This is a genomic window from Pseudomonas sp. TH37 (genome assembly GCF_016650735.1).
Lineage (GTDB): Bacteria > Pseudomonadota > Gammaproteobacteria > Pseudomonadales > Pseudomonadaceae > Aquipseudomonas > Aquipseudomonas farris.
In genome coordinates, this window is the sequence record NZ_JAEKFD010000001.1 from 901,678 (window position 1) to 922,567 (window position 20,890).

Annotated in this window: 23 protein-coding genes; 3 read left to right on the forward strand and 20 right to left on the reverse strand. The window is 58.7% G+C overall.

Annotation, left to right across the window (positions count from 1 at the left end):
* Positions 1–3: 3 nt before the first annotated feature.
* From JFU11_RS04300 to JFU11_RS04345, 10 genes are all read right to left on the reverse strand, one after another.
* Positions 4–1,242, reverse strand: coding sequence for a DNA circularization N-terminal domain-containing protein (locus tag JFU11_RS04300; protein ID WP_201059881.1), 1,239 nt, complete (start codon positions 1,240–1,242; stop codon positions 4–6).
* The gene (locus JFU11_RS04305) at positions 1,229–3,004 is read right to left on the reverse strand and encodes a hypothetical protein (RefSeq protein ID WP_201059882.1); all 1,776 of its coding nucleotides are present in this window, start codon (positions 3,002–3,004) and stop codon (positions 1,229–1,231) included. Before JFU11_RS04305 ends, JFU11_RS04300 begins: the two co-directional genes overlap by 14 nt.
* Positions 3,004–3,189 (reverse strand): hypothetical protein, encoded by a 186-nt coding sequence (locus JFU11_RS04310; protein WP_105340307.1) that lies wholly within the window; start codon positions 3,187–3,189, stop codon positions 3,004–3,006. Before JFU11_RS04310 ends, JFU11_RS04305 begins: the two co-directional genes overlap by 1 nt.
* Positions 3,135–3,431 carry a phage tail assembly protein gene (locus tag JFU11_RS04315; RefSeq protein WP_123719832.1) on the reverse strand — a complete coding sequence of 99 codons (297 nt, stop codon included), beginning with the start codon at positions 3,429–3,431 and terminating at the stop codon, positions 3,135–3,137. The genes JFU11_RS04310 and JFU11_RS04315 overlap by 55 nt, the downstream gene beginning before the upstream one ends.
* Positions 3,428–3,775: a phage tail tube protein gene (locus tag JFU11_RS04320; protein ID WP_007907215.1), complete on the reverse strand. Its 348-nt coding sequence runs from the start codon at positions 3,773–3,775 to the stop codon at positions 3,428–3,430. Before JFU11_RS04320 ends, JFU11_RS04315 begins: the two co-directional genes overlap by 4 nt.
* Positions 3,776–3,842: 67 nt before the next feature.
* Positions 3,843–5,339, reverse strand: a complete 1,497-nt coding sequence (locus tag JFU11_RS04325; protein ID WP_201059884.1) for a phage tail sheath subtilisin-like domain-containing protein — start codon at positions 5,337–5,339, stop codon at positions 3,843–3,845.
* Entirely contained in the window at positions 5,339–5,521 is a 183-nt protein-coding gene (locus JFU11_RS04330) for a DUF2635 domain-containing protein (protein ID WP_007907211.1), read from the reverse strand. Before JFU11_RS04330 ends, JFU11_RS04325 begins: the two co-directional genes overlap by 1 nt.
* Positions 5,518–6,102: a hypothetical protein gene (locus JFU11_RS04335; RefSeq protein WP_123719834.1), complete on the reverse strand. Its 585-nt coding sequence runs from the start codon at positions 6,100–6,102 to the stop codon at positions 5,518–5,520. Before JFU11_RS04335 ends, JFU11_RS04330 begins: the two co-directional genes overlap by 4 nt.
* Before the next feature lie 129 nt (positions 6,103–6,231).
* Positions 6,232–6,579 (reverse strand): phage holin family protein, encoded by a 348-nt coding sequence (locus JFU11_RS04340; protein WP_123719835.1) that lies wholly within the window; start codon positions 6,577–6,579, stop codon positions 6,232–6,234.
* Between the two features lie 488 nt (positions 6,580–7,067).
* Positions 7,068–7,802, reverse strand: coding sequence for an XRE family transcriptional regulator (locus JFU11_RS04345; protein WP_201059885.1), 735 nt, complete (start codon positions 7,800–7,802; stop codon positions 7,068–7,070).
* Between the two features lie 200 nt (positions 7,803–8,002).
* On the opposite strand from JFU11_RS04345, the gene mutS reads away from it, so the two are divergent.
* Entirely contained in the window at positions 8,003–10,582 is a 2,580-nt protein-coding gene (gene mutS / locus JFU11_RS04350; protein ID WP_123719836.1) for a DNA mismatch repair protein MutS, read from the forward strand.
* Between the two features lie 142 nt (positions 10,583–10,724).
* On the forward strand, positions 10,725–11,048 hold the full coding sequence (gene fdxA, locus JFU11_RS04355) for a ferredoxin FdxA (RefSeq protein ID WP_003222178.1): 324 nt from the start codon (positions 10,725–10,727) through the stop codon (positions 11,046–11,048).
* A gap of 485 nt (positions 11,049–11,533) precedes the next feature.
* Here the strand turns inward: fdxA and rpoS are convergent, their stop codons facing one another.
* The 8 genes from rpoS to JFU11_RS04395 form a co-directional block, all read right to left on the reverse strand.
* Complete coding sequence (gene rpoS / locus JFU11_RS04360) at positions 11,534–12,541, reverse strand: RNA polymerase sigma factor RpoS (RefSeq protein WP_123719837.1); 1,008 nt, start codon at positions 12,539–12,541, stop codon at positions 11,534–11,536.
* A gap of 106 nt (positions 12,542–12,647) precedes the next feature.
* A complete protein-coding gene (locus JFU11_RS04365; RefSeq protein WP_201059886.1) occupies positions 12,648–13,505 on the reverse strand; it encodes a peptidoglycan DD-metalloendopeptidase family protein in 858 nt (285 codons plus the stop codon).
* Positions 13,506–13,716: 211 nt separating this feature from the next.
* Positions 13,717–14,352, reverse strand: coding sequence for a protein-L-isoaspartate(D-aspartate) O-methyltransferase (locus JFU11_RS04370; RefSeq protein WP_173667553.1), 636 nt, complete (start codon positions 14,350–14,352; stop codon positions 13,717–13,719).
* A gap of 41 nt (positions 14,353–14,393) precedes the next feature.
* Complete coding sequence (gene surE / locus JFU11_RS04375; protein ID WP_123501180.1) at positions 14,394–15,143, reverse strand: 5'/3'-nucleotidase SurE; 750 nt, start codon at positions 15,141–15,143, stop codon at positions 14,394–14,396.
* Positions 15,131–16,189 (reverse strand): tRNA pseudouridine(13) synthase TruD, encoded by a 1,059-nt coding sequence (gene truD / locus JFU11_RS04380; protein ID WP_201059887.1) that lies wholly within the window; start codon positions 16,187–16,189, stop codon positions 15,131–15,133. The genes surE and truD overlap by 13 nt, the downstream gene beginning before the upstream one ends.
* Positions 16,186–16,659 (reverse strand): 2-C-methyl-D-erythritol 2,4-cyclodiphosphate synthase, encoded by a 474-nt coding sequence (gene ispF / locus JFU11_RS04385; RefSeq protein ID WP_038979164.1) that lies wholly within the window; start codon positions 16,657–16,659, stop codon positions 16,186–16,188. The genes truD and ispF overlap by 4 nt, the downstream gene beginning before the upstream one ends.
* A gap of 43 nt (positions 16,660–16,702) precedes the next feature.
* Positions 16,703–17,548: an S-formylglutathione hydrolase gene (fghA, locus tag JFU11_RS04390; protein ID WP_201059888.1), complete on the reverse strand. Its 846-nt coding sequence runs from the start codon at positions 17,546–17,548 to the stop codon at positions 16,703–16,705.
* A gap of 8 nt (positions 17,549–17,556) precedes the next feature.
* A complete protein-coding gene (locus JFU11_RS04395) occupies positions 17,557–18,669 on the reverse strand; it encodes an S-(hydroxymethyl)glutathione dehydrogenase/class III alcohol dehydrogenase (RefSeq protein WP_007907184.1) in 1,113 nt (370 codons plus the stop codon).
* Positions 18,670–18,775: 106 nt separating this feature from the next.
* On the opposite strand from JFU11_RS04395, the gene JFU11_RS04400 reads away from it, so the two are divergent.
* Positions 18,776–19,672 carry a LysR substrate-binding domain-containing protein gene (locus tag JFU11_RS04400; RefSeq protein WP_201059889.1) on the forward strand — a complete coding sequence of 299 codons (897 nt, stop codon included), beginning with the start codon at positions 18,776–18,778 and terminating at the stop codon, positions 19,670–19,672.
* 78 nt (positions 19,673–19,750) lie between these two features.
* Here the strand turns inward: JFU11_RS04400 and ispD are convergent, their stop codons facing one another.
* Both ispD and ftsB read right to left on the reverse strand, forming a co-directional pair.
* Complete coding sequence (ispD, locus tag JFU11_RS04405; protein ID WP_201059890.1) at positions 19,751–20,458, reverse strand: 2-C-methyl-D-erythritol 4-phosphate cytidylyltransferase; 708 nt, start codon at positions 20,456–20,458, stop codon at positions 19,751–19,753.
* On the reverse strand, positions 20,455–20,733 hold the full coding sequence (gene ftsB, locus JFU11_RS04410) for a cell division protein FtsB (RefSeq protein ID WP_007907178.1): 279 nt from the start codon (positions 20,731–20,733) through the stop codon (positions 20,455–20,457). The genes ispD and ftsB overlap by 4 nt, the downstream gene beginning before the upstream one ends.
* Positions 20,734–20,890 lie beyond the last annotated feature (157 nt).

Here is a 20,890-nt window from a genome sequence, read left to right on the forward strand (position 1 = left end):
GGTTCACTTCCCGGAAACTTTCACATCGTTCGGCGGCAGGAACAACGGATGGGCAACGCCGTTGCGTTGAGTCACTTCCGTGACCCGCGTGGCATCGGCAAATTGCCGATAGGCCACGACGACGGCAGGCAAGCTCTCTTGAAAAGATTTGCTGACCAGCCGCACGCCGGACGACGCCACCGCTTTGAGGTGCGCATTCAAGTTCTGCTTCAGGTCGTTGATGGCCTGATAATGCGCGGGGCTGGCCTTGTTCAGTGCCAGTTGGATTGCGTCGTTCAACTCCTTTTGCAACAACTGCAAATCGTCGGTGACCGGCACTTCCTGACGGGTGATCGGCTGCAGCGTCTGATGATCCAGCGACGGCTGCGAGGTCAGTTTCACCGGCGTCGACGCCACAGGCATCGAAGCGACCCATTGCGCCACCTTCACCAGCAGCGTGTCCTGCACCAGATCGGCCATGGCTTGCGCCGCCGCCGTGGTGTCCTTGCCGGTGGTGAGCTTCGGTGCATCGGCCTTGCGGATGGCTTCGATCTGCTGGGAAACGTTGGCAATCACGCCACGATAGCCCTCCTTCGCGAAGTCCTTGAGTTCCTTGATGTCGCCGAGCAAGCCTTTGAATTCCGCCACCACTTCCTTGGGCAATTCCTTGATCGCCTTGACCAGCTCGCTGATTTGCCGGTACTCCTCGATCAACGGTTTGAGCTGTTCCTGGATCACTTCATAAACCCCAGTCAGGCTGTTGCGCAGATTGGCGATGCCGATCCGCGCCGCCTTAATTAGGGTCATGGCCTGTTCGAAACGCGCCACCGCAGAGCCCAACAGCGTGTCCGCCGATGACAGCAGCACCTTTTGCGTGCTGACCGTGGCCGTCGGAAATTGCAGCGGCTGATCGGGGTAGAACTTCAGGGCAAAGGTCACCAGCCCGCCGTCCTGGCGGGTCTGGGTCATGTCGCATTCACCGACCTTGACTTGCATCCGCCCCAACCACGGGTGGACCAGTTCACCACTGCCCTGCTCCAACGCCTTGAGCAATTTGTCGCGCTGCTCCAGGCAATCGGCGCCGACAATGAATGCCGTCAGATCATGGATCTTCGCCTGCTGGCCAAGGCCCTCGAAAAACGGCTGGTCGCGTTGTGGATACTCGTGCAACTGGCCCTTATGGCCGACCGGGGTTTTCGCCTGATCGACCCAGAAACCGACACCGCGAAAGGATGCCGGCAACAAACGGTCACGCCAGTTCATTGGAACCTCCCAGAGACAGCGAGCGATAGCCGATGCGCGAATTGAGCGACAGCCCCGGTTGATTGGTTTGCGGTTGATCGGTGCGCAGCCCGGCCGGCGCGTTTTCGAAGCGCACGGTCAGGCCGCCTTCGAGTTGCGTGCGGTTATTGGCGGCAGTTTGCTGGATCAAGGTGTTCGAGCCTTGGACCAGGTTGTTCGGCAGCAGCGCCGCGTCATTGCTGGCACCAAAGAACGCCGGTGCGATTTCACTCTTGCCTTCGGCGTTGGTTTTTTGTTGTGCCGCGGTCAGGCCTTCGACCTTGCCGGTAACACTGGCAATGAAACCGCCAAAGCCACCGTTGAACATTTCCTTGATCGGCGCGAGCAGGTCTTGCAACTTGGCCCACCAAGTGGAAAACCACTCGGTGACCGGCTCCCAACCTGCCTTAAACATGTCCAGGGGTGACCAATCAAATAGTCCCTTGAAGTAATCCACTGTCGGTTGCGCCTGCACTTGCAGGTTCTGCCACATCCCCGAGAAGTAATTGCTCACCGGGTCCCAGGCTGCACGAAACACCTCAGACGGCGACCAGTCGAACAGGCCTTTGAAGAAACTCACCATCGGTTGCGCCTGCAATTGCAGGTTCTGCCACATCCCCGAGAAGTAATTGCTCACCGGGTCCCAGGCTGCATGAAACATCTCCGTCGGCGACCAGTCGAACAGGCCTTTGAGAGAATCGATCGCCAACGCGGCCAGCGCACGAAGCACATCCCAGGTCGCCGAAAAGAACGCAACCACCGGTTGCCAGGCACGGGCGGCCTTGTCCAGCACGTTCCAGTCAAAGAGCTTCTTGAAAAAGCTCATCACCGGCACTGCCAAGGCCCTGAGCAAATCCCAGAGCGCGGAAAACAACCCCACCAGCGGCTGCCAATTGCTGGCAACGATGACGAACGGATGCCAGGAAAACAGCGTCTTGAAAAAGTCGCCGATCGGTGCGGACAGGTTTTTTATTTCCTGCCAGAGCGAACCGAAAAAACCACTGATGGGTGCCCAACCCGCCTTCAGCGCCTCGAGCGGCTTCCAGTTGAACAGGCTCTGGAACGCTGCAAACGTCGACTCCGCCGCCCCTTGCATCGCTTGCCAGATACCCTTGAAAAATCCCGATATCGGCTTCCAGTAAGCCACAATCAAACCCGCTGTCAGGGCAATCACTGCCGCGACGATGCCAATGGGGGAAGTCAGCAGTCCCATAACAGCAACGAGCCCCATGGCCCCTGCGGTGACCACCGTGAAGGCCACGGCGGCGGCCGCCAAGCCTTCGACCAGTGAAGGGTTATTGGCGACAAATTCGCCAACGGCAGTGATCAACGGCATCAGGCCGGTGACCACACTGTTGACGGCCGGCAGCAGCGCCTGCCCCATTTTCAAGGAAATACCGTCTACCGCATCGTTGAACTGCTTGAGGTTGGTCGCTGTATTACCGAGCGACACCTCAGGCGCTTTCAGCGTCGTGGTTTTATTGGATTTGTCCTCGAGTTCATCTTCTGCCTTGATTGCCTTTTTGATGCCGCTGATGAAGGGTTCCAGCAGCCCGCCCCCACTAATGAAAGCGCCCGCATCGAGAGTGCCAAGACTGTCCTCGATGCTTTTCTTGAACTCGCCGATCCTGGCCTTGATGCCCTTGAGCTGGGTGTCCAGCTTCTGGGCATTAATCACGACCACGGACATGTTCACCGTGGTCTGAATATTCGTCAGACTCATGCTTTGTTGTATGTTCGCCATCACTGCACCTGCTGCATCGCATTGATCCGTTGCGCGTGCTCCAGCGATTCGCGGAGCACATCCAGTGGCCTGGCCATCATCTGTTCGGGGTCAACCTTCCAGAACCAGGCCAGGTCATAGGCGACTGCGATCAGGTCGGTGATGGCTCCGACGCCGCACTCATGAAAAAACTCGCGACGGCCCAACTCAGCGCGTTGAGGTCAGCCAGATCCAGCTGGTTGACCGACGACGGCGGGATGCCGGCGCACACGGCGATGTATTTGGCCGCGACGTCCATGTCGAGGCTGACCTCTTCGCTCTTGTCGATCTTGTACGGCAGCGCCTTGATCGCCCGCACTTCCTGTACCGTCGGACGGCGCAGGTTGAGTTCGGTCAAGGGCTCGCCGTGGGCTTCGATCGCAACTTGAAGCTTCACGGCGTTGCTCATTGCCAGGTCCCCTTGATGCCTTCGAATTTCAGTTCGATGGTGGCGTCATCGCCTTTCGATACCGGCTCTTCCACCAGGTAGGCGCCGGCCAGTACGTAGACTTTGCCGTTACTGAATTCGCAGGTGACGGTCATGTCAGTGCCTGCGATCAGTTGCTTGAGCGGGAAGTCCGCAGTGTGCAGCGCCGTCACTTTGAACGACGGCGCAATGTCGGTTTCCTTGTAGAAGCCCGGTACGACGGTTTCCCGTTTAACGGCCATCAATGGCGCTTCGCAGCCGCCGTTGATGGTCAATTGAGCGCCGTCCACTTTGACGTAGCAGGTGCCCGCAATCAGTTGACCCATGGTGTTTCTCCCTTCAAATAAAAAGCCCACGCGAGGTGGGCTGAAATCACACAGTCAAAGGCAGCGATCAGGCTGCGTCGTCGTACTGCAGACGGAATTGGTTGAGCAGCGCGAACACACGCAGACCGTTGATGTAATCCGGCGGGAACAGCACGTTGACCCGGCTCGGGTCCTGAACATCGCGCTCGACAATCAGGTGCTCGGCGAACAGCTCGGCGTTTTCCACGTGGCCTTCCAGTTCGAGCTTGGCGTACTGGGCGATCAGCTCACCGCGAATGGTGCTTGGGGTGACGATGGGCTGGCCGGCGCCGAAACGGGTGCCATCGGAGGCCAGTTTGTGGCGACCGTATTTGCTGGTAATCACATTTTGCAGACGACGCACGATGAACGCCGACTGGTGCATGGTTTCGCTGTCCAGGTAGGAGTTATCTGCCTGGCCGTAGGCGTTCTTCTGATAGGTGGTGATCGAACGCTGAATGCGCACGTAGCCGCCTTCGTAGTACGCGGTAGCGATGCCGTAGTTGAGCAACGACTGACGCTCGGTCAGAGTGAAACGCCCGCTTGCCGGTGCCGGGTCGAGACCTGGCAGGCTGCCGCTTTGGGTCGGACGGCTGGCGTCGGCAGAGATAAACACCGAGGTGCGCGCAGCCAGTGCAGCGGCCTGCACCCAGAACGGTTGCGGTACGCCCGGTTCCAGCGCCTGGATAGTCATATGCTGGTCGTTACGCGCCTGACCGGCCGCCACCAGAGTACCGATGGTGCCGCGCTTGGCGCTGTAGACGTGACCGAACAATTGCTTGGCCCAGGACCAACGACCGGTGCTGTCATCCATGACGGCTTGCCAGGTGTTGAGGGTCGACAGATCCGACCACGGCATGCAGATGAACTCGAACGGTTCATCGCCCAGCGCCGCCACGGCGGCCACTTGATCCGGCACACCGGCGCCGCCGGTCATGGCAGTGATTGCCAAGGTCAGGCCTGCCGGCGTTTCTTCGCCGTTGCTCTTGCCCAGGCGATTGAATTGCAGGCTGATGTCGTTGCCGCTGTCGCCAGTCCATTTGGCGCTCAGGGTGACCACTCCTTCGACCGCTGCAGCGCTGACCGGCAGATCGGCGGAGGCATTGATTTTCAGCGCCAGGGCCGTGGCCGCTTGCGCCGCAGTGGCACCGTTGACGATGGCCGCCTGAACACGAACGCCGCCGACGTACAGGTTGAGCACACCGCTCTGAGTCGCCGCACCGGTCAGGGTCAGCACACCTTTGGCAATGCTGCCTTCAGTGTTGTGCAGCGGCAGGCACCAGATCTCGCCGATCGGGTCGGTCTTGCGCCAGGTTTCGTACATCGAGGCGAGCATCGAGCCTTGGCCGCCAATGCTTTTGGCCAGCGCCACGCTGGACACCAGCACCAGTTTGCCGACGTCGGCCGGCGCGATGTTGTCGTTGACCTGAGCAACGATCAGGCGGCGCATGGCCGACGACGCGCTATTGGCGGCCGAGTTGTCCATTTCGGCATAGAACAGCGGAACACGAATGTCCGCGGGGATGTTGCTGAATCCGATCGCCATTATTTGGCTCCCTGTGGTTTCGCCGCTTTCACGGCTTTGGTAGTGATATCGCCATCGGCCAGACGTCGACGCCACCAGGCGTTGTCCGGCACTTCACGGCCCTCGAGGGGCAACAGATCGCCCGCTTCCGGGTCCGGCACGACACGGCCCGGGGCCGGCAGCACGGTGATGCGTTTGCTCATGGGGTTACGTCTCCAGAGAAAGTCAGTTCCAGGCGCCCGTCGGGGCCTGGGCGTTTCAGATTGGGGTCCGCCGGATCGATCGCATCGACCCGCACGGTGACCCCGGTAAAGGACGACAAGCCGTCCAGTTCACGCTCGTGCCAGCTCTCCGCCGGCTGACCCGGCAGATTGCGGCCGAGCTGGAATTCGGCAAAAAAACGCAGGCGATACAGCACACGGCTGCTGTTGATGGAAACCAGTTCGCCGCCGTCGTACTCGATGGCGTCGTAGTCGCTGCCGGGCTTGAAACCCACCAGTGCGCGCCAGAGTTCGGCGCGTAGGTCATGCAACAGATCCAGCGCTTTTGTAGCGTCCGTGGTGTCGAGTACCAGCGTCACTTCGAAGCGGTCGCGGATCGGTTGCAGCATCAGGTTTTGCGCGAGGCTCTTGCTTGCCAGATCGGCGATCGGCACCACATAAGCGCAGGGGGTTTGCAGCGGAGTGTTGGCTTGCAGCGTGGCGAGGTCGATGCCGGCGGCCACTCGATTGGCCAAGGTTGGGCATTGATCGCGCAGCTGTGTGATCAGGGTTGTGATCTTCATAGTTCTTAACCGGGCAATAAAAAAACCCGCCGCGGCGGGTTTGAGTGAACGGTACTGGCCGTGGGAAACCCGCGTCCTTGCGGGTCAGTGCGCTATGCACTGTGGATGACGCTCCTTCAGGTTGGGGTCTCAATGATCCTGAGGCGAATCACGCGGCGGCACTTCGCAAACGCCAATCCGCTTGGCCGCCCAGCGTTCATAAAGCCCGATGGCCACGTCCGCACCGGCCATCGCCGTCAGGCAGCCAAACGCACCTGCGGCCCAGATCGACACGCCGGCGGCGTACAGCAGCATGATTGCCGAGACCCCGCAGATCATGCAGGCCCCGGACCGCAGCGCCAGACGCCGCAGCAGCGACCAGCCACGAGCGCCCTCCTTGTCGGCGCGCCACATTTCGCCAGACACCCCGCCCACCAGGGCGAGAACGATGACCAGCCAGATCGGCATGTCCAGCAACGCTTGTTGCTCGTTTGTCATGTCACGCCTCCTGGGGGTGATTGATGAGTGATGTGTGTTGAGTTCAAACGATGTCTCTTGAGGTAGGCATTCCAAAAAGCCCGGCATTGGCCGGGCTTTTCAGTAATGCGGTCCTGCTGACTTTTCGGCGCTACTGGCGCGGTACGAGTCCATTCAAATTGTTTTTCCGACCGCGGTCCCTGCCCGTCGGATAACTGCTTCTGGTGCTTTACGCTGCACACCCGGGTCAGTTGCCAACCCTCTGAACCGTTGAGGCCGGTTCATCGCTGCCTTTGTGGTGGAACTAAAGAGCTTCGTTTCGAGCCGCTTTGTTGAGTGGCTTGAGACAAAGAATATGCATGGATGCATATACAGTCAATGCATAAATGCATTTATTTATGCATTGCAAATGCGCTGATGCATGAGAGCCCCGCAGACAAAGGCGTTGGCGGTTTTTGGCAGGCGAAAAAAACCCGCCGGGCAGCGGGTTTTATCTGACAGCGGTGAGGTTAACGGGCGTACATGCCCCACCAGAAGACGTGACCGAGGATGACAATTTGCTCTTCCTGGATTTCCTGGAAGGTGTAGTCCTCGTCAGGATGCTCATCGCGATTGAAGCTGCGCAGGCGAATCCCTGTTGGCAGGCGATAAAGCTGTTTCACCCGTAACTGGCCGTTGTGGTTGATGGCGTAAAGGTCGCCATCGACGATGTCGCCAATCCCGCATTTGCCAGCATTCACGCCAACGGTGGCGCCATCGCGCAGCACCGGCAACATGCTATTGCCGCGCACAGTCACGCATTTGGCCTGGTCGAACTGCACGCCGTTGTGGCGCAGACTGCGCTTGCCGAAGCGCAGGCTAGAGCGCTCGCTTTCTTCGATGACGAATCTTCCTGATCCAGCAGCCAATTCAACCTCGCGAAGAAAGGGAACCGACACCTCGTCATCATCGACTGGCGTATCGTCGTCCCACAGGCTTATGTCCTTGAGTTCCGAATGCGACTCATCGCGCCCAGCGCTGGCGGCGTGCGCGACATCTGCGCGGCCACGCAACTGATCGGTGCTCACGGCGAAGTATTCGGCAATCTTCGAAATATGTTTATCCGAAGGATCGACGATCTTCCCGCTGAGGATCCGCGAGAGAGTGGATTGAGGCACGCCGGTGCGACGGTGAAGCTCCGTGGGGGAGATCCCGTGCTGATCGAGCAGCGCTCTTAAGACGGTAGAAACATTGCGTTTTTGCATAACGTGCATAGTGCTTGATCTTTTTTCGGAAGACAAATGCTGATTTGCATAGACCGTGCATAGCCAGCAGAAATGTGCCTTGGAGCTTTCATGCCTGCGTAGGTCGGACCGCCCATGTTAACCTTGCGCCCATCGCGGAAAAGCCGGGCCGATGCCCCTCCTTTGCCCTACACCTTTCAACGAGTTTTCCTGAATTTCCGATGAATAAAGCCCTCTCCGATCTGTCCTCCCACACGCCAATGATGCAGCAGTACTGGCGCCTGAAGAACCAGCACCCTGATCAGCTGATGTTCTACCGCATGGGCGACTTCTACGAGATCTTCTATGAAGACGCGAAGAAGGCCGCCAAGTTGCTGGACATCACCCTGACGGCTCGTGGGCAATCGGCGGGTCAGGCGATTCCGATGTGTGGGATTCCTTACCACGCCGCGGAAGGTTACCTGGCGAAACTGGTTAAGCTCGGCGAATCTGTGGTGATTTGTGAGCAGGTCGGCGACCCGGCCACCAGCAAAGGGCCGGTGGATCGTCAGGTGGTGCGGATCATCACCCCCGGCACAGTCAGCGATGAAGCGCTGCTGGATGAGCGTCGGGACAACCTGATTGCGGCGGTGCTGGGTGACGAACGTCTGTTCGGTCTGGCGGTGCTGGACATCACCAGCGGCAACTTCACTGTGCTGGAGATCAAAGGCTGGGAAAACCTGCTGGCGGAACTGGAGCGGGTCAATCCGGTAGAACTGATGATCCCGGACGACTGGCCGAAAGACCTGCCGGCGGAGAAACGTCGTGGGGTTCGTCGCCGTGCGCCGTGGGATTTCGAGCGCGACTCGGCGCTGAAAAGTCTTTGCCAGCAGTTTTCCACCCAGGACCTGAAAGGTTTCGGCTGCGAGAACTTGACCCTCGCGATCGGCGCTGCTGGCTGCCTGCTCAGCTACGCCAAAGAAACCCAGCGCACCGCCCTGCCCCACTTGCGCAGCCTGCGTCATGAACGCCTGGACGACACCGTGGTGCTGGACGGCGCGAGCCGTCGCAACCTGGAACTGGACACCAACCTGGCCGGCGGTCGCGACAACACCTTGCAATCGGTGGTCGATCGCTGCCAGACCGCCATGGGCAGCCGACTGCTGACCCGCTGGCTGAACCGTCCGCTGCGGGATTTGACCGTATTGCTCGCGCGTCAGAGCTCGATCACTTGCCTGCTCGACGGTTACCGCTTCGAAAAACTGCAACCGCAGCTCAAGGAAATCGGTGACATCGAACGGATTCTGGCGCGCATCGGCCTGCGCAATGCCCGTCCTCGTGACTTGGCGCGTCTGCGCGATGCCCTCGGTGCCCTGCCGGAATTGCAGATAGCGATGGCCGAGCTTGAAGCCCCGCACATCATTCAATTGGCGACGACTACCAGCACCTATCCGGAACTGGCGGCGCTGCTGGAAAAAGCCATTATCGACAACCCGCCCGCCGTCATCCGTGACGGCGGTGTGTTGAAAACCGGTTACGACAGCGAACTCGACGAACTGCAATCGCTCAGCGAAAACGCCGGACAGTTCCTGATCGATCTCGAAGCGCGTGAGAAGGCCCGCACCGGCCTGTCGCACTTGAAGGTCGGCTACAACCGGATTCACGGTTACTTCATCGAGTTGCCGAGCAAGCAGGCCGAATCGGCGCCTGCGGACTATATTCGCCGTCAGACCCTCAAAGGTGCCGAGCGCTTCATCACGCCGGAACTGAAGGCGTTCGAAGACAAAGCGCTGTCAGCCAAAAGCCGCGCCCTGGCTCGCGAGAAGATGCTCTACGAAGCGCTGCTCGAAGACCTGATCGCGCAGTTGCCGCCCTTGCAAGACACCGCCGCGGCACTGGCCGAGCTGGACGTGCTGAGCAACCTCGCCGAGCGCGCACTGAATCTGGACCTGAACTGCCCGCGCTTCGTCAGCGAGCCGTGCATGCGCATCACCCAGGGTCGTCACCCGGTGGTCGAGCAAGTACTCACCACGCCGTTTGTGGCCAACGACCTGAGCCTTGACGACAACACCCGCATGCTGGTGATCACCGGTCCGAACATGGGCGGTAAATCCACCTACATGCGTCAGACCGCATTGATCGTACTGCTGGCGCATATCGGCAGTTTCGTGCCGGCGGCCAGTTGTGAATTGTCCTTGGTAGACCGGATCTTCACCCGGATCGGTTCCAGCGATGACTTGGCGGGCGGTCGTTCGACCTTCATGGTTGAAATGAGCGAAACCGCGAACATCCTGCACAACGCCACCGAACGCAGCCTGGTGCTGATGGACGAAGTCGGTCGCGGCACCAGCACATTCGACGGCCTGTCCCTGGCCTGGGCCGCGGCTGAGCGTTTGGCGCACCTGCGGGCCTACACCCTGTTCGCTACCCACTATTTCGAGCTGACAGTGCTGCCGGAAGCCCAGCCACTGGTGGCCAACGTGCACCTCAACGCCACTGAGCACAACGAACGCATCGTGTTCCTGCACCACGTGTTGCCTGGGCCTGCAAGCCAGAGCTATGGCTTGGCGGTTGCGCAGTTGGCCGGTGTGCCGAGCGAAGTGATCGTGCGTGCTCGCGAACATCTGAGCCGACTGGAATCCACAGCGCTGCCTCATGAAGTTCCGAAGCCGGCGAAAGGCAAACCGGCTACGCCGCAGCAGAGCGACATGTTCGCCAGCCTGCCGCATCCGGTACTGGATGAGCTGGCCAAACTTGATCTGGACGACATGACACCGCGTCGTGCGCTCGAAATGCTCTATACATTAAAGACACGGATCTAACGCACTTGCCTGCAAGCTGTTAGAATCTCGCGCGGTTTGGGATGCTGCAGGCTAATAGCCTGGCCTGCAGACTATCGCTCCCGAACCTGGCGACCCCGTCCTGAAGGGGCTCCGCTGCCGCCGCCTGAGGAGAGAATTAGAAATGACCTTCGTCGTCACCGACAACTGCATCAAGTGCAAGTACACCGACTGCGTAGAAGTCTGTCCGGTGGACTGCTTTTACGAAGGCCCGAACTTCCTGGTGATTCACCCGGATGAGTGCATCGACTGCGCACTGTGCGAACCAGAATGCCCTGCCGTGGCCATCTTCTCCGAAGATGAAGTTCCGGAAGATATGCAGGAGTTCATTCAGCTGAACGTTGAGCTGGCGGAAATCTGGCCCAACATTACCGAGAAGAAAGAATCGTTGCCCGATGCCGAAGAGTGGGATGGCGTCAAAGGCAAGATCAAAGACCTCGAACGCTGATTACCCCGTGTTCTCGAAAAGGCCCCTTGTGGGCCTTTTTGCTTTTCTGCAGGCAAAAAAAAGGGGCGGTATGACCCGCCCACATTTTTTCCCTATTCCTTGTGTTCCTTTTCATCGTCCTGATGAACCGCTTCCTGCGATGTCCGTTCCCCTCTTCCTTGAAGGGCGTGTCTATCCGTCGACACAGTTCAGATACTAGAGAATTCCCCACTAAGAGCAATCGGCCTCAGTCGCTAAAATCGCCTGTCACACGTTGTTAATCTAAAAAAATAACCATATACATCAATAAGATAAACGAGCACTGCAAGTTAGATAGACAACTGCCAGGGTGTAAAAATAACGAACACTTACGAAAGAGTAAGCAAAGACTTACAACACGAGACTACAAATTTGAGGTGATGTCGGCGACAACTCACTTCCCATATTCCAGGCAACAAAAAGCCCCATACCAGTTGGGGCTATTTGTTACCGGTTGAGCGAATTGCTTATTGGAACAGCGACTCACTCGACAGGCCGTTTTTCTCGAGAATCTCCCGAAGACGCTTGAGACCTTCAACCTGGATTTGCCTGACCCGCTCCCGGGTCAGGCCGATTTCCAGACCTACATCTTCAAGCGTGCTGCTCTCGTGACCTCGCAAGCCGAAGCGGCGAATGACCACCTCGCGTTGCTTGTCGGTCAGTTCCGAGAGCCACTGATCGATGCTCTGTGACAGGTCGTCGTCCTGCAACAGTTCGCATGGATCGGTCGGGCGGTCGTCGGTAAGGGTGTCCAGCAGGGTTTTATCCGAATCCGGACCCAGCGAGACGTCGACCGAAGAAACCCGCTCGTTCAGGCCGAGCATGCGCTTGACCTCGCCTACCGGTTTCTCCAGCAGGTTGGCGATTTCTTCGGGTGAGGGTTCGTGATCGAGTTTTTGAGTCAGCTCCCGTGCGGCTCGCAAGTACACGTTGAGCTCTTTGACCACATGGATCGGCAACCGGATGGTCCGGGTCTGATTCATGATCGCACGCTCGATGGTCTGACGAATCCACCAGGTGGCGTAGGTCGAAAAGCGGAATCCACGTTCGGGATCGAACTTTTCTACTGCCCGGATCAGGCCGAGGTTGCCCTCTTCGATCAGGTCCAGCAGCGACAGCCCACGATTGACGTAACGTCGGGCGATTTTCACCACCAGCCGCAGGTTGCTTTCAATCATGCGCTTGCGCCCGGCCGGATCGCCACTTTGCGACAAGCGCGCAAAATGAACTTCTTCTTCCGGGGAGAGCAATGGGGAAAAGCCGATTTCGTTGAGGTACAGCTGCGTGGCATCGAGTGCCCGTGTGTAGTCGATGTACTTGTGTTGCTTAAGCGAAGCGGAGTGTTTGGATTTGGCACGAACGGAAGGTGGTGTATCCCCTTCATCATTCGACATCGAATCCGTGGCGATGCCGGTCTCCATCAGGAGAACCTCATCGTCGATGTCAAACTCCGGCACTTCTTTACTGAGAGCCATTGTTATAGTCCTTTGGTGAGTTCGACCTCAAGCTCAAGCGGCGCCTTTATCCTTGGCAACGCTGGAGCCTGTTCCCTCTACGTGACGGAACAGGCTGGCTAACAAATCAACGACGTGGCAGGAATTGCAGCGGATCTACAGGTTTACCTTGTCGGCGAATCTCAAAATGCAGTTTCACCCGGTCTGTACCCGTTGACCCCATTTCGGCAATTGTCTGTCCGACTTTGACCTGCTGCCCCTCCCGAACCAACAGCCTGCGGTTATGTCCGTAGGCACTGACGTAGGTATCGCTGTGTTTGATGATGACTAATTCGCCGTAGCCCCTTAAGCCACTCCCGGCGTATACCACCGTCCCATCAGACGCAGCTAAAACAGGCTGTCCCAAATCTCCGGCGATATCAATTCCTTTATTCAAACTACCGTTTGAAGAGAATTTACCAATCAGAATGCCACTAGAAGGCCACCCCCAGCCTGCCGGGGCCGGACCGACAGGAGGCAATGGAGCGGGTGTCGGCTTATTGGCGACGGACGGTACAGGCACTGTTGTACTGGTTGTCGCGCCATTTGCCTGGCGCCGAATGACTGTGGTTTTACTCGACGACGAAGGCGAGGAACTGGACGAACTCACTACCGCCGTCGGTGTTGAACCGTTGCGACCATCGAAGCGAATCGTCTGACCCGGATGGATCGTGTAAGGCGTAGGAATGTTGTTCCGTGCCGCGAGGGCTTTGTAGTCCCAACCGTAGCGAAAAGCGATGGAGAACAAAGTGTCCTTGGGGCGGACAACGTACTGCCCGGTGGTCACGGCCGGACGCTGAGCGGCCGCGTTGTTGCGATCGACGACGCTCGCACTACCTGATTTGGTGCTGGAACATCCGACCAGCAAGGTACTCAAGACAAGGCCAGTCACCAGACGCTGAAAGCTCGTTATACCCATTCGCTGCGCAATGACTGTGAGACTCACCCGCCGCTCCCTTTGTGGTGGCTGAAAATATGGATTGCCGTGCTCCGGCACAAAATGTCGCAAGTATAACGGGCCGAACAGGCTTTAACTTTAATGAAGCGGATTCGCTTCGCGCACACGTTTGCTGTCTGACGATGAATTCCGTTTAACCAATCGATGCCGCTGTAAGACCCGGGCAATCGAAGAGAATTCAGCGTGCTTAAACAAATGCTCAGGCCAACGGCCCGTTGAGCAATGGCACAAAGCGCACAGCCCCCAGAACACGCCTGGAAAAGCCCTGTTCTTCACGGATGATCAACATCAATTGTTGAACTTCACCAGAGCCGACCGGAATCACCAGTCGCCCGCCCGGTGCCAACTGATCGAGCAGTGCCTGAGGCACGTCGGTGGCCACGGCGGTGACGATGATGCCGTTGTAAGGCGCCAGTGCCGGCCAGCCTTCCCAGCCATCGCCCCAGCGAAATACCACGTTGCGCAGGTTCAGCTCCACCAGGCGCTCCTTGGCCCGGTCTTGCAGCACCTTGATGCGCTCCACGGAAAAAACCCGCTCGACCAATTGCGACAGCACCGCCGTCTGGTAACCCGAACCGGTGCCGATTTCCATCACCTTGTCCAACGGACCGGCTTCCAGCAGCAGCTCGCTCATGCGAGCCACCATATAAGGCTGGGAAATGGTCTGGTTATGCCCGATCGGCAGCGCCGTATCTTCATAGGCGCGATGAGACAGCGCCTCATCGACGAACAGATGACGCGGGGTGCGGCGGATGACTTCCAGCACCTTGGCGTTGGATATTCCCTCTTCATAGAGCCGCTGAATCAGACGCTCACGGGTCCGTTGAGAGGTCATCCCGATACCGCGATGCAGAATATGGTCTTGTTCACGAGCCATTAACGCAGACCCTCCAGCCAGCCATCGAGACTTCTGAAGGCATCATTAAAGGTGCGATCCAGTTGCAGTGGCGTGATTGAAACATAGCCTTGCATCACCGCATGGAAATCGGTACCCGGGCCGCCATCTTCAGCGTCCCCCGCCGCGGCGATCCAGTAACCGGATTTACCGCGCGGGTCGACCACTTTCATCGGCGCCGCGGCGCGGGCGCGATGGCCGAGGCGGGTCAGCTGAATACCGCGGATGTGCTCCAGCGGCAAGTTGGGAATGTTCACGTTCAATACCGTGCGCGGCGGCAGATCGAGGTCCGCGTGAGCCTCTACCAGTTTGCGCGCAAAATAAGCGGCTGTGGGAAGGTTCTCTACTTGCCGTGAGACGAACGAAAAGGCAAACGAAGGACGCCCAAGGAAACGTCCTTCAAGGGCCGCCGCCACAGTGCCGGAATACAGCACGTCATCCCCCAGGTTGGCCCCCAGGTTGATGCCGGAAACCACCATGTCCGGCTCGAGCTCCAGCAAGCCGTTAAGGCCCAGGTGCACGCAGTCGGTGGGTGTGCCGTTGAGGCTGATAAAGCCGTTGGCCAAGGTTTGCGGGTGCAACGGACGGTCGAGCGTCAGCGAGCTGCTGGCGCCGCTTTTGTCCTGGTCCGGGGCGATAACCACGCATTCGGTGTAATCCGCCAGCGCAGCATAAAGCGCGGCAAGACCGGGTGCGGTTACCCCATCGTCGTTAGAAATCAGAATACGCATGGGCTGTCCGTCTGCCCCACCGGCACCAGATCGACGAGTTCACGCACCAATACGGTGGCGAAGCATCCGGCCGGCAGGACGAATTCCAGTTGCAGAATGTCAGGCTCGGGATAATGCCACGTCAACCCACCAATGGGCAGCCGCAGGATGCGACGTTCGTGGCTCATTCCGGCGTTAATCAACCAATCGCGCAGATCCGCTTCGCGCGCGGCGATTGCCTGCTCCAATTCATGGACAGCGCCTGACGTCGGCGAGTCACCTTCGCCCCACTGCGGGCCGGTCGGGTGCAGGTCGAGAATCGCCAAGCGCGGGTCGTTGCATTCGGCTTCACCGGCCGGGAAAAAACTGCGGCTGTCGGTGAACGCCAGCAGATCGCCCACTTGAGCGCGCTGCCAGGTGCCATCGGCGACACGCGCCGCCAACACTTGATTGAACAGAAAACTGCGCGCAGTGGAAAGCAGCCGCGAACGCACGTTGCGTTGTTCTGGCAGGGCCTTGCGCGCCGCCCAGGCACGAGCGTCGACGACGTTGCCGCCATCAAAGCCGAAACGCTGGGCGCCGAAATAATTGGGAATACCTTGCTTGGCGATCAGTTGCAGACGCTCTTCGATCGCAGCCTTGTCACCGGCGAACTGGGTCAAGCGCAAGGTGAAGCCGTTGGCCGAGTGGGCACCGCGTTGCAGTTTGCGTTTATGCCGACCGGTCTTGAGGATTTTCAGCGTGTCGTTTTCCGCCGCCGACAGATCAGGATCGGCCTTGCCCGGCAGTTGCACGCTGAACCACTGGCGAGTCAACGCCTGACGGTCCTTGAGGCCGGCATAGCTGACGGTGCGCAATGGCACACCCGCCGCCTTGGCGATGCGCCGTGCCGCTTCTTCGGTATTCAGACCGCGCTTTTCCACCCAGATCCACAGGTGTTCGCCGTCGCCGCTCAGGGGAATATCAAGGACTTCGTCGACCTGGAAATCTTCCGCCGTGGCTTTCAGTACAGCGGTACCGAGAGACTCACCATAGGCCCGAGGGCCGAGCAATTGCAGTTCGTTCATGCGCGCAGCAACAGAGCAACGGAGTGCACGGCAATGCCTTCTTCGCGACCGACAAAGCCGAGCTTTTCGGTGGTGGTAGCTTTCACGTTCACTTGATCCAACTCAACTTGAAGATCCGCGGCAATCAGCGCGCGCATCGATTCGATATGCGGGGCCATTTTCGGGGCCTGGGCAACAATGGTGTTATCGACGTTGCCGACTTTCCAGCCTTTGGCATGGATCAGTGCGACGACGTGACGCAACAGCACACGGCTGTCGGCGCCCTTGAATTGCGGGTCGGTGTCTGGAAAATGCTTGCCGATATCACCCAGCGCGGCAGCGCCGAGCAAGGCATCGCTCAAGGCGTGCAGCAGGACATCACCGTCGGAATGGGCGAGCAGCCCGAAGCTGTGTGCAATCCGCACGCCGCCCAGTGTGATGAAATCGCCTTCAGCGAAACGGTGCACATCGTAGCCGTGGCCAATACGCATAAAAAAACGCCCCGATTTTTGTCAGGGCGTGATTCTACCTGCATTAAGCGCCTAGAGCGCGCGCGTGATGCTGCAAGTGGTCGTCGATGAAGCTGGCGATGAAGAAATAGCTGTGGTCGTAGCCGGGTTGCAAGCGCAACGTCAACGGATGACCTGCCAGTTTGGCGGCCTGCTGCAAGGTTTCAGGCTTGAGCTGGGTGGCCAGGAAATCATCGCGATCACCCTGGTCGACCAGCAGCGGCAGCTTCTCGTCAGCCTCGGCGATCAACGCACAGGCATCCCATTCCCGCCACTTCGAACGGTCCTCTCCCAAGTAACGGGAAAAGGCTTTCTGGCCCCAAGGGCAATCCATCGGATTGTTGATCGGCGAGAACGCCGACACCGACAGATAACGCCCCGGATTGCGCAACGCACAGACCAACGCGCCGTGGCCACCCATGGAGTGACCGCTGATGCCACGCTTGTCCGATGTCGGGAAATGCGCTTCGACCAATGCCGGCAATTCGTGCACGACATAGTCATGCATCCGATAGTGCCGGGACCAGGGTTCCTGCGTGGCATTCAGATAAAACCCGGCACCGAGACCGAAGTCCCAGGCGCCGTCCGGATCACCCGGCACATCAAGACCGCGAGGGCTGGTGTCCGGTGCGACGATGATTAGCCCAAGCTCGGCGGCCATGCGCATGGCGCCGGCCTTTTGCATGAAGTTCTCGTCGGTGCAGGTCAGGCCGGACAACCAGTACATCACCGGCAGTTTACCGCCCTGCTCCGCTTGCGGTGGCAGGTATACGGCAAAGACCATGTCGCAACCGAGCACGTCGGAGCGGTGTCGGTAGCGCTTGTGCCAGCCGCCGAAGCTTTTCTGACAGGAGATATTTTCCAGGCTCATGACCGACCTCAGAAATGGATGACGCTACGGATGCTTTTGCCTTCATGCATCAGGTCAAACGCCTTGTTGATATCTTCCAGGCCCATCGTGTGGGTGATGAAGGTATCCAGCGGGATCTCGCCGGTCTGGGCCATTTCGACATAGCTCGGCAACTCGGTACGCCCGCGCACACCACCGAACGCCGAACCGCGCCAGACGCGACCGGTCACCAACTGGAACGGACGAGTGGAGATTTCCTGACCGGCGCCGGCCACGCCGATGATCACCGACTCACCCCAACCTTTGTGGCAGCACTCAAGTGCAGCACGCATCAACTGGACGTTGCCGATGCATTCGAAGGAAAAGTCGACGCCGCCATCGGTCATGTCAACGATCACTTCCTGAATCGGACGATCGAAGTCTTTCGGGTTTACACAATCGGTCGCGCCCAATTGCTTGGCGATCTCGAACTTGGCCGGGTTGATGTCGATGGCGATGATCCGCCCTGCCTTGGCTTTGACCGCGCCAATCACCGCCGACAGACCGATACCGCCCAGACCGAAGATAGCGACGGTGTCACCTGGTTTGACCTTGGCAGTGTTGATGACCGCGCCGATGCCAGTGGTGACGCCACAACCTAGCAGGCAGACTTTTTCCAACGGTGCTTCTTTAGGAATTTTGGCGACGGAGATTTCCGGCAGCACGGTGTACTCGGAGAAGGTCGAGGTGCCCATGTAGTGGAAAATCGTTTCGCCCTTGTAGGAAAAACGCGAAGTGCCATCCGGCATCAGGCCTTTACCCTGAGTCGCACGAATCGCCTGACAGAGGTTGGTTTTGCCCGACAGACAGAATTTGCACTTGCCGCATTCCGGGGTGTACAGCGGGATCACATGGTCGCCGACCGCGACCGAAGTCACGCCCTCGCCGATCGCTTCGACCACCGCGCCACCTTCGTGACCCAGGATCGACGGGAAAATACCTTCCGGGTCCGCGCCCGAGAGGGTGTAGGCATCGGTATGGCAAACACCGGAGGCAACTACACGCAGCAGGACTTCACCAGCCTTGGGCATGGCGACATCGACTTCAACGATCTCGAGGGGTTTCTTGGCCTCGAAGGCAACGGCGGCGCGCGACTTGATCATGCTGGCTCTCCAGTGAATAAAAACAAGACAAGGAGTGTAATACAGCGGCTTACGATGAATAATCAGGACAAAAGCAAAACATTATTGCCATACAGGGATAATCCTGATGTCCGAAAATCGCTGGGAAGGCATCGATGAGTTCGTTGCCGTGGCCGAGTGCAGCCAATTCACCGCTGCGGCTGAACGCCTCGGGGTGTCTTCCTCTCACATCAGTCGCCAAATCGTACGACTGGAAGAGCGCCTGCAAACCCGTTTGCTCTATCGCAGCACCCGCCGTGTCACGCTGACCGAGGCCGGGCAAACCTTCCTGCAACATTGCCAGCGTTTGCAGGACGGTCGCGAAGAAGCACTGCGCGCGGTCGGCGACCTGACCAGCGAACCCAAGGGCATGCTGCGCATGACCTGTGCCGTGGCCTACGGCGAACGATTCATCGTGCCACTGGTGACTCGCTTCATAGGGTTGTATCCGCAACTGCGCGTCGACATCGAACTGAGCAACCGCCCGCTCGACCTTGTGCATGAAGGGTTGGACCTGGCCATCCGCCTCGGCCGTCTGCAGGATTCAAGATTGGTCGCCACACGTCTGGCACCACGGCGCATGTACCTGTGCGCCTCACCGTCCTACCTGGAAAGGTATGGTCGCCCACACAGCTTGTCGGAATTGAGTCGCCATAACTGCCTCATCGGTAGCTCGGACATCTGGCAACTGGAACAGAACGGGCGGGAATTTTCCCAGCGAGTGCAGGGAAACTGGCGCTGCAACAGTGGGCAGGCAGTGCTGGATGCTGCGCTACAAGGGGTTGGGTTGTGTCAGTTACCGGATTACTACGTGCTGGAATACCTGAAAAACGGCGAATTGATCTCGCTGCTGGAAGCCCATCAACCGCCAAACACAGCGGTTTGGGCGCTTTACCCACAGCAACGGCATCTGTCACCGAAGGTGCGCAAGTTAGTGGATTACTTGAAGGAAGGGTTGGCCGAACGGTTGGAGTATCGAACTTAAGATCAAAAGATCGCAGCCTTCGGCAGCTCCTACAAGGTTATGTGTACACCCGTAGGAGCTGCCGAAGGCTGCGATCTTTTAGCGGCGGTTAGCCCAACGCTGCCGCAACCACTCCAGGTCTTCGGGGCGAGTGACTTTGATGTTATCGGATCGCCCTTCAATCAGACGCGGCGCCTGGCCCGACCATTCCATGGCCGAGGCTTCATCGGTGACGACAACGTCCGCCACCAGACTGTCCGCCAACGCCCGATGCAACGCGCCAAGGCGAAACATTTGCGGCGTATAGGCCTGCCAGATCACACTGCGATCCACCGTTTCCAGCACACGCCCATGCTGGTCGACCCGCTTGAGAGTATCGCGTGCAGGCACGGCCAACAGACCGCCCACCGGATCGTCGGCCAGCTCACTGAGCAATTTATCGAGATCATCACGTGCCAGATTCGGTCGTGCGGCATCGTGAACCAACACCCAATCCTCATCGTCAGCGCCTTGGGCATGCAGATGCAGCAAGGCATTGAGCACTGACCCGGAACGCTCGGCGCCACCTTCGACCCGTTGAATACGCGGATCGGCAGCACATGCCAGGTTCGGCCAGTAAGGATCGTCGATTGCAAGACTGACCACCAACCCCTTCAGGGCAGGATGATCGAGGAAACAGCCGAGGCTGTGTTCGAGAATAGTGCGCCCGCCCAGTTGCAAGTATTGCTTGGGACGGTCTGCGGCCATACGGGCACCGACGCCCGCGGCAGGAATCACGGCCCAGAAGGCCGGTAACGAATTAATCATTGGGCCAACTGGTAAAGGGTTTCACCGTCCTTGACCATGCCCAACTCATGACGAGCCCGTTCTTCAACGGTCTCCATGCCCTTTTTCAATTCGCTGACTTCGGCGTCCATCACCCGATTGCGCTCCAGCAACGCCTCGTTCTCGGCGTGTTGATCCGCAATCTGCTGCTTCAGCTCGGCCACTTGCGCCAGACTGCCATTACCCACCCACAGGCGGTACTGCAGGCCAGCCAGCAGCAAGAGCAAGACGAGGAACAACCAATTGGGACTGCGCATCGAATATCAGGTATCCAGTGAAAAAAGACAGCCATGCCAAAACTTGAAGCTTCTGATAGCACGAAGCCTGGAAGAACCAGGCTTGTGCTCTTAAGGCATCAGATTAGTGGCAAATCCATCGCTGCTGCGATTTTTTCGACACAATCCGGTGTCTTTT

Excerpts from the sequence above, each read along its gene's own strand:
- fghA (WP_201059888.1), bottom strand. The coding sequence starts at position 17,548 with ATGAGCCTGGAAAATATCTCCTGTCAGAAAAGCTTCGGCGGCTGGCAC.
- JFU11_RS04320 (WP_007907215.1), bottom strand. The coding sequence starts at position 3,775 with ATGGGTCAACTGATTGCGGGCACCTGCTACGTCAAAGTGGACGGCGCT.
- ispF (WP_038979164.1), bottom strand. The coding sequence starts at position 16,659 with ATGCGTATTGGCCACGGCTACGATGTGCACCGTTTCGCTGAAGGCGAT.
- truD (WP_201059887.1), bottom strand. The coding sequence starts at position 16,189 with ATGAACGAACTGCAATTGCTCGGCCCTCGGGCCTATGGTGAGTCTCTC.
- mutS (WP_123719836.1), top strand. The coding sequence starts at position 8,003 with ATGAATAAAGCCCTCTCCGATCTGTCCTCCCACACGCCAATGATGCAG.
- JFU11_RS04325 (WP_201059884.1), bottom strand. The coding sequence starts at position 5,339 with ATGGCGATCGGATTCAGCAACATCCCCGCGGACATTCGTGTTCCGCTG.
- rpoS (WP_123719837.1), bottom strand. The coding sequence starts at position 12,541 with ATGGCTCTCAGTAAAGAAGTGCCGGAGTTTGACATCGACGATGAGGTT.
- fdxA (WP_003222178.1), top strand. The coding sequence starts at position 10,725 with ATGACCTTCGTCGTCACCGACAACTGCATCAAGTGCAAGTACACCGAC.
- JFU11_RS04300 (WP_201059881.1), bottom strand. The coding sequence starts at position 1,242 with ATGAACTGGCGTGACCGTTTGTTGCCGGCATCCTTTCGCGGTGTCGGT.
- ftsB (WP_007907178.1), bottom strand. The coding sequence starts at position 20,733 with ATGCGCAGTCCCAATTGGTTGTTCCTCGTCTTGCTCTTGCTGCTGGCT.
- JFU11_RS04340 (WP_123719835.1), bottom strand. The coding sequence starts at position 6,579 with ATGACAAACGAGCAACAAGCGTTGCTGGACATGCCGATCTGGCTGGTC.
- JFU11_RS04400 (WP_201059889.1), top strand. The coding sequence starts at position 18,776 with ATGTCCGAAAATCGCTGGGAAGGCATCGATGAGTTCGTTGCCGTGGCC.
- JFU11_RS04335 (WP_123719834.1), bottom strand. The coding sequence starts at position 6,102 with ATGAAGATCACAACCCTGATCACACAGCTGCGCGATCAATGCCCAACC.
- ispD (WP_201059890.1), bottom strand. The coding sequence starts at position 20,458 with ATGATTAATTCGTTACCGGCCTTCTGGGCCGTGATTCCTGCCGCGGGC.
- JFU11_RS04330 (WP_007907211.1), bottom strand. The coding sequence starts at position 5,521 with ATGAGCAAACGCATCACCGTGCTGCCGGCCCCGGGCCGTGTCGTGCCG.
- JFU11_RS04315 (WP_123719832.1), bottom strand. The coding sequence starts at position 3,431 with ATGAGCAACGCCGTGAAGCTTCAAGTTGCGATCGAAGCCCACGGCGAG.
- JFU11_RS04370 (WP_173667553.1), bottom strand. The coding sequence starts at position 14,352 with ATGACCTCTCAACGGACCCGTGAGCGTCTGATTCAGCGGCTCTATGAA.
- JFU11_RS04345 (WP_201059885.1), bottom strand. The coding sequence starts at position 7,802 with ATGCAAAAACGCAATGTTTCTACCGTCTTAAGAGCGCTGCTCGATCAG.
- JFU11_RS04395 (WP_007907184.1), bottom strand. The coding sequence starts at position 18,669 with ATGATCAAGTCGCGCGCCGCCGTTGCCTTCGAGGCCAAGAAACCCCTC.
- surE (WP_123501180.1), bottom strand. The coding sequence starts at position 15,143 with ATGCGTATTCTGATTTCTAACGACGATGGGGTAACCGCACCCGGTCTT.
- JFU11_RS04305 (WP_201059882.1), bottom strand. The coding sequence starts at position 3,004 with ATGGCGAACATACAACAAAGCATGAGTCTGACGAATATTCAGACCACG.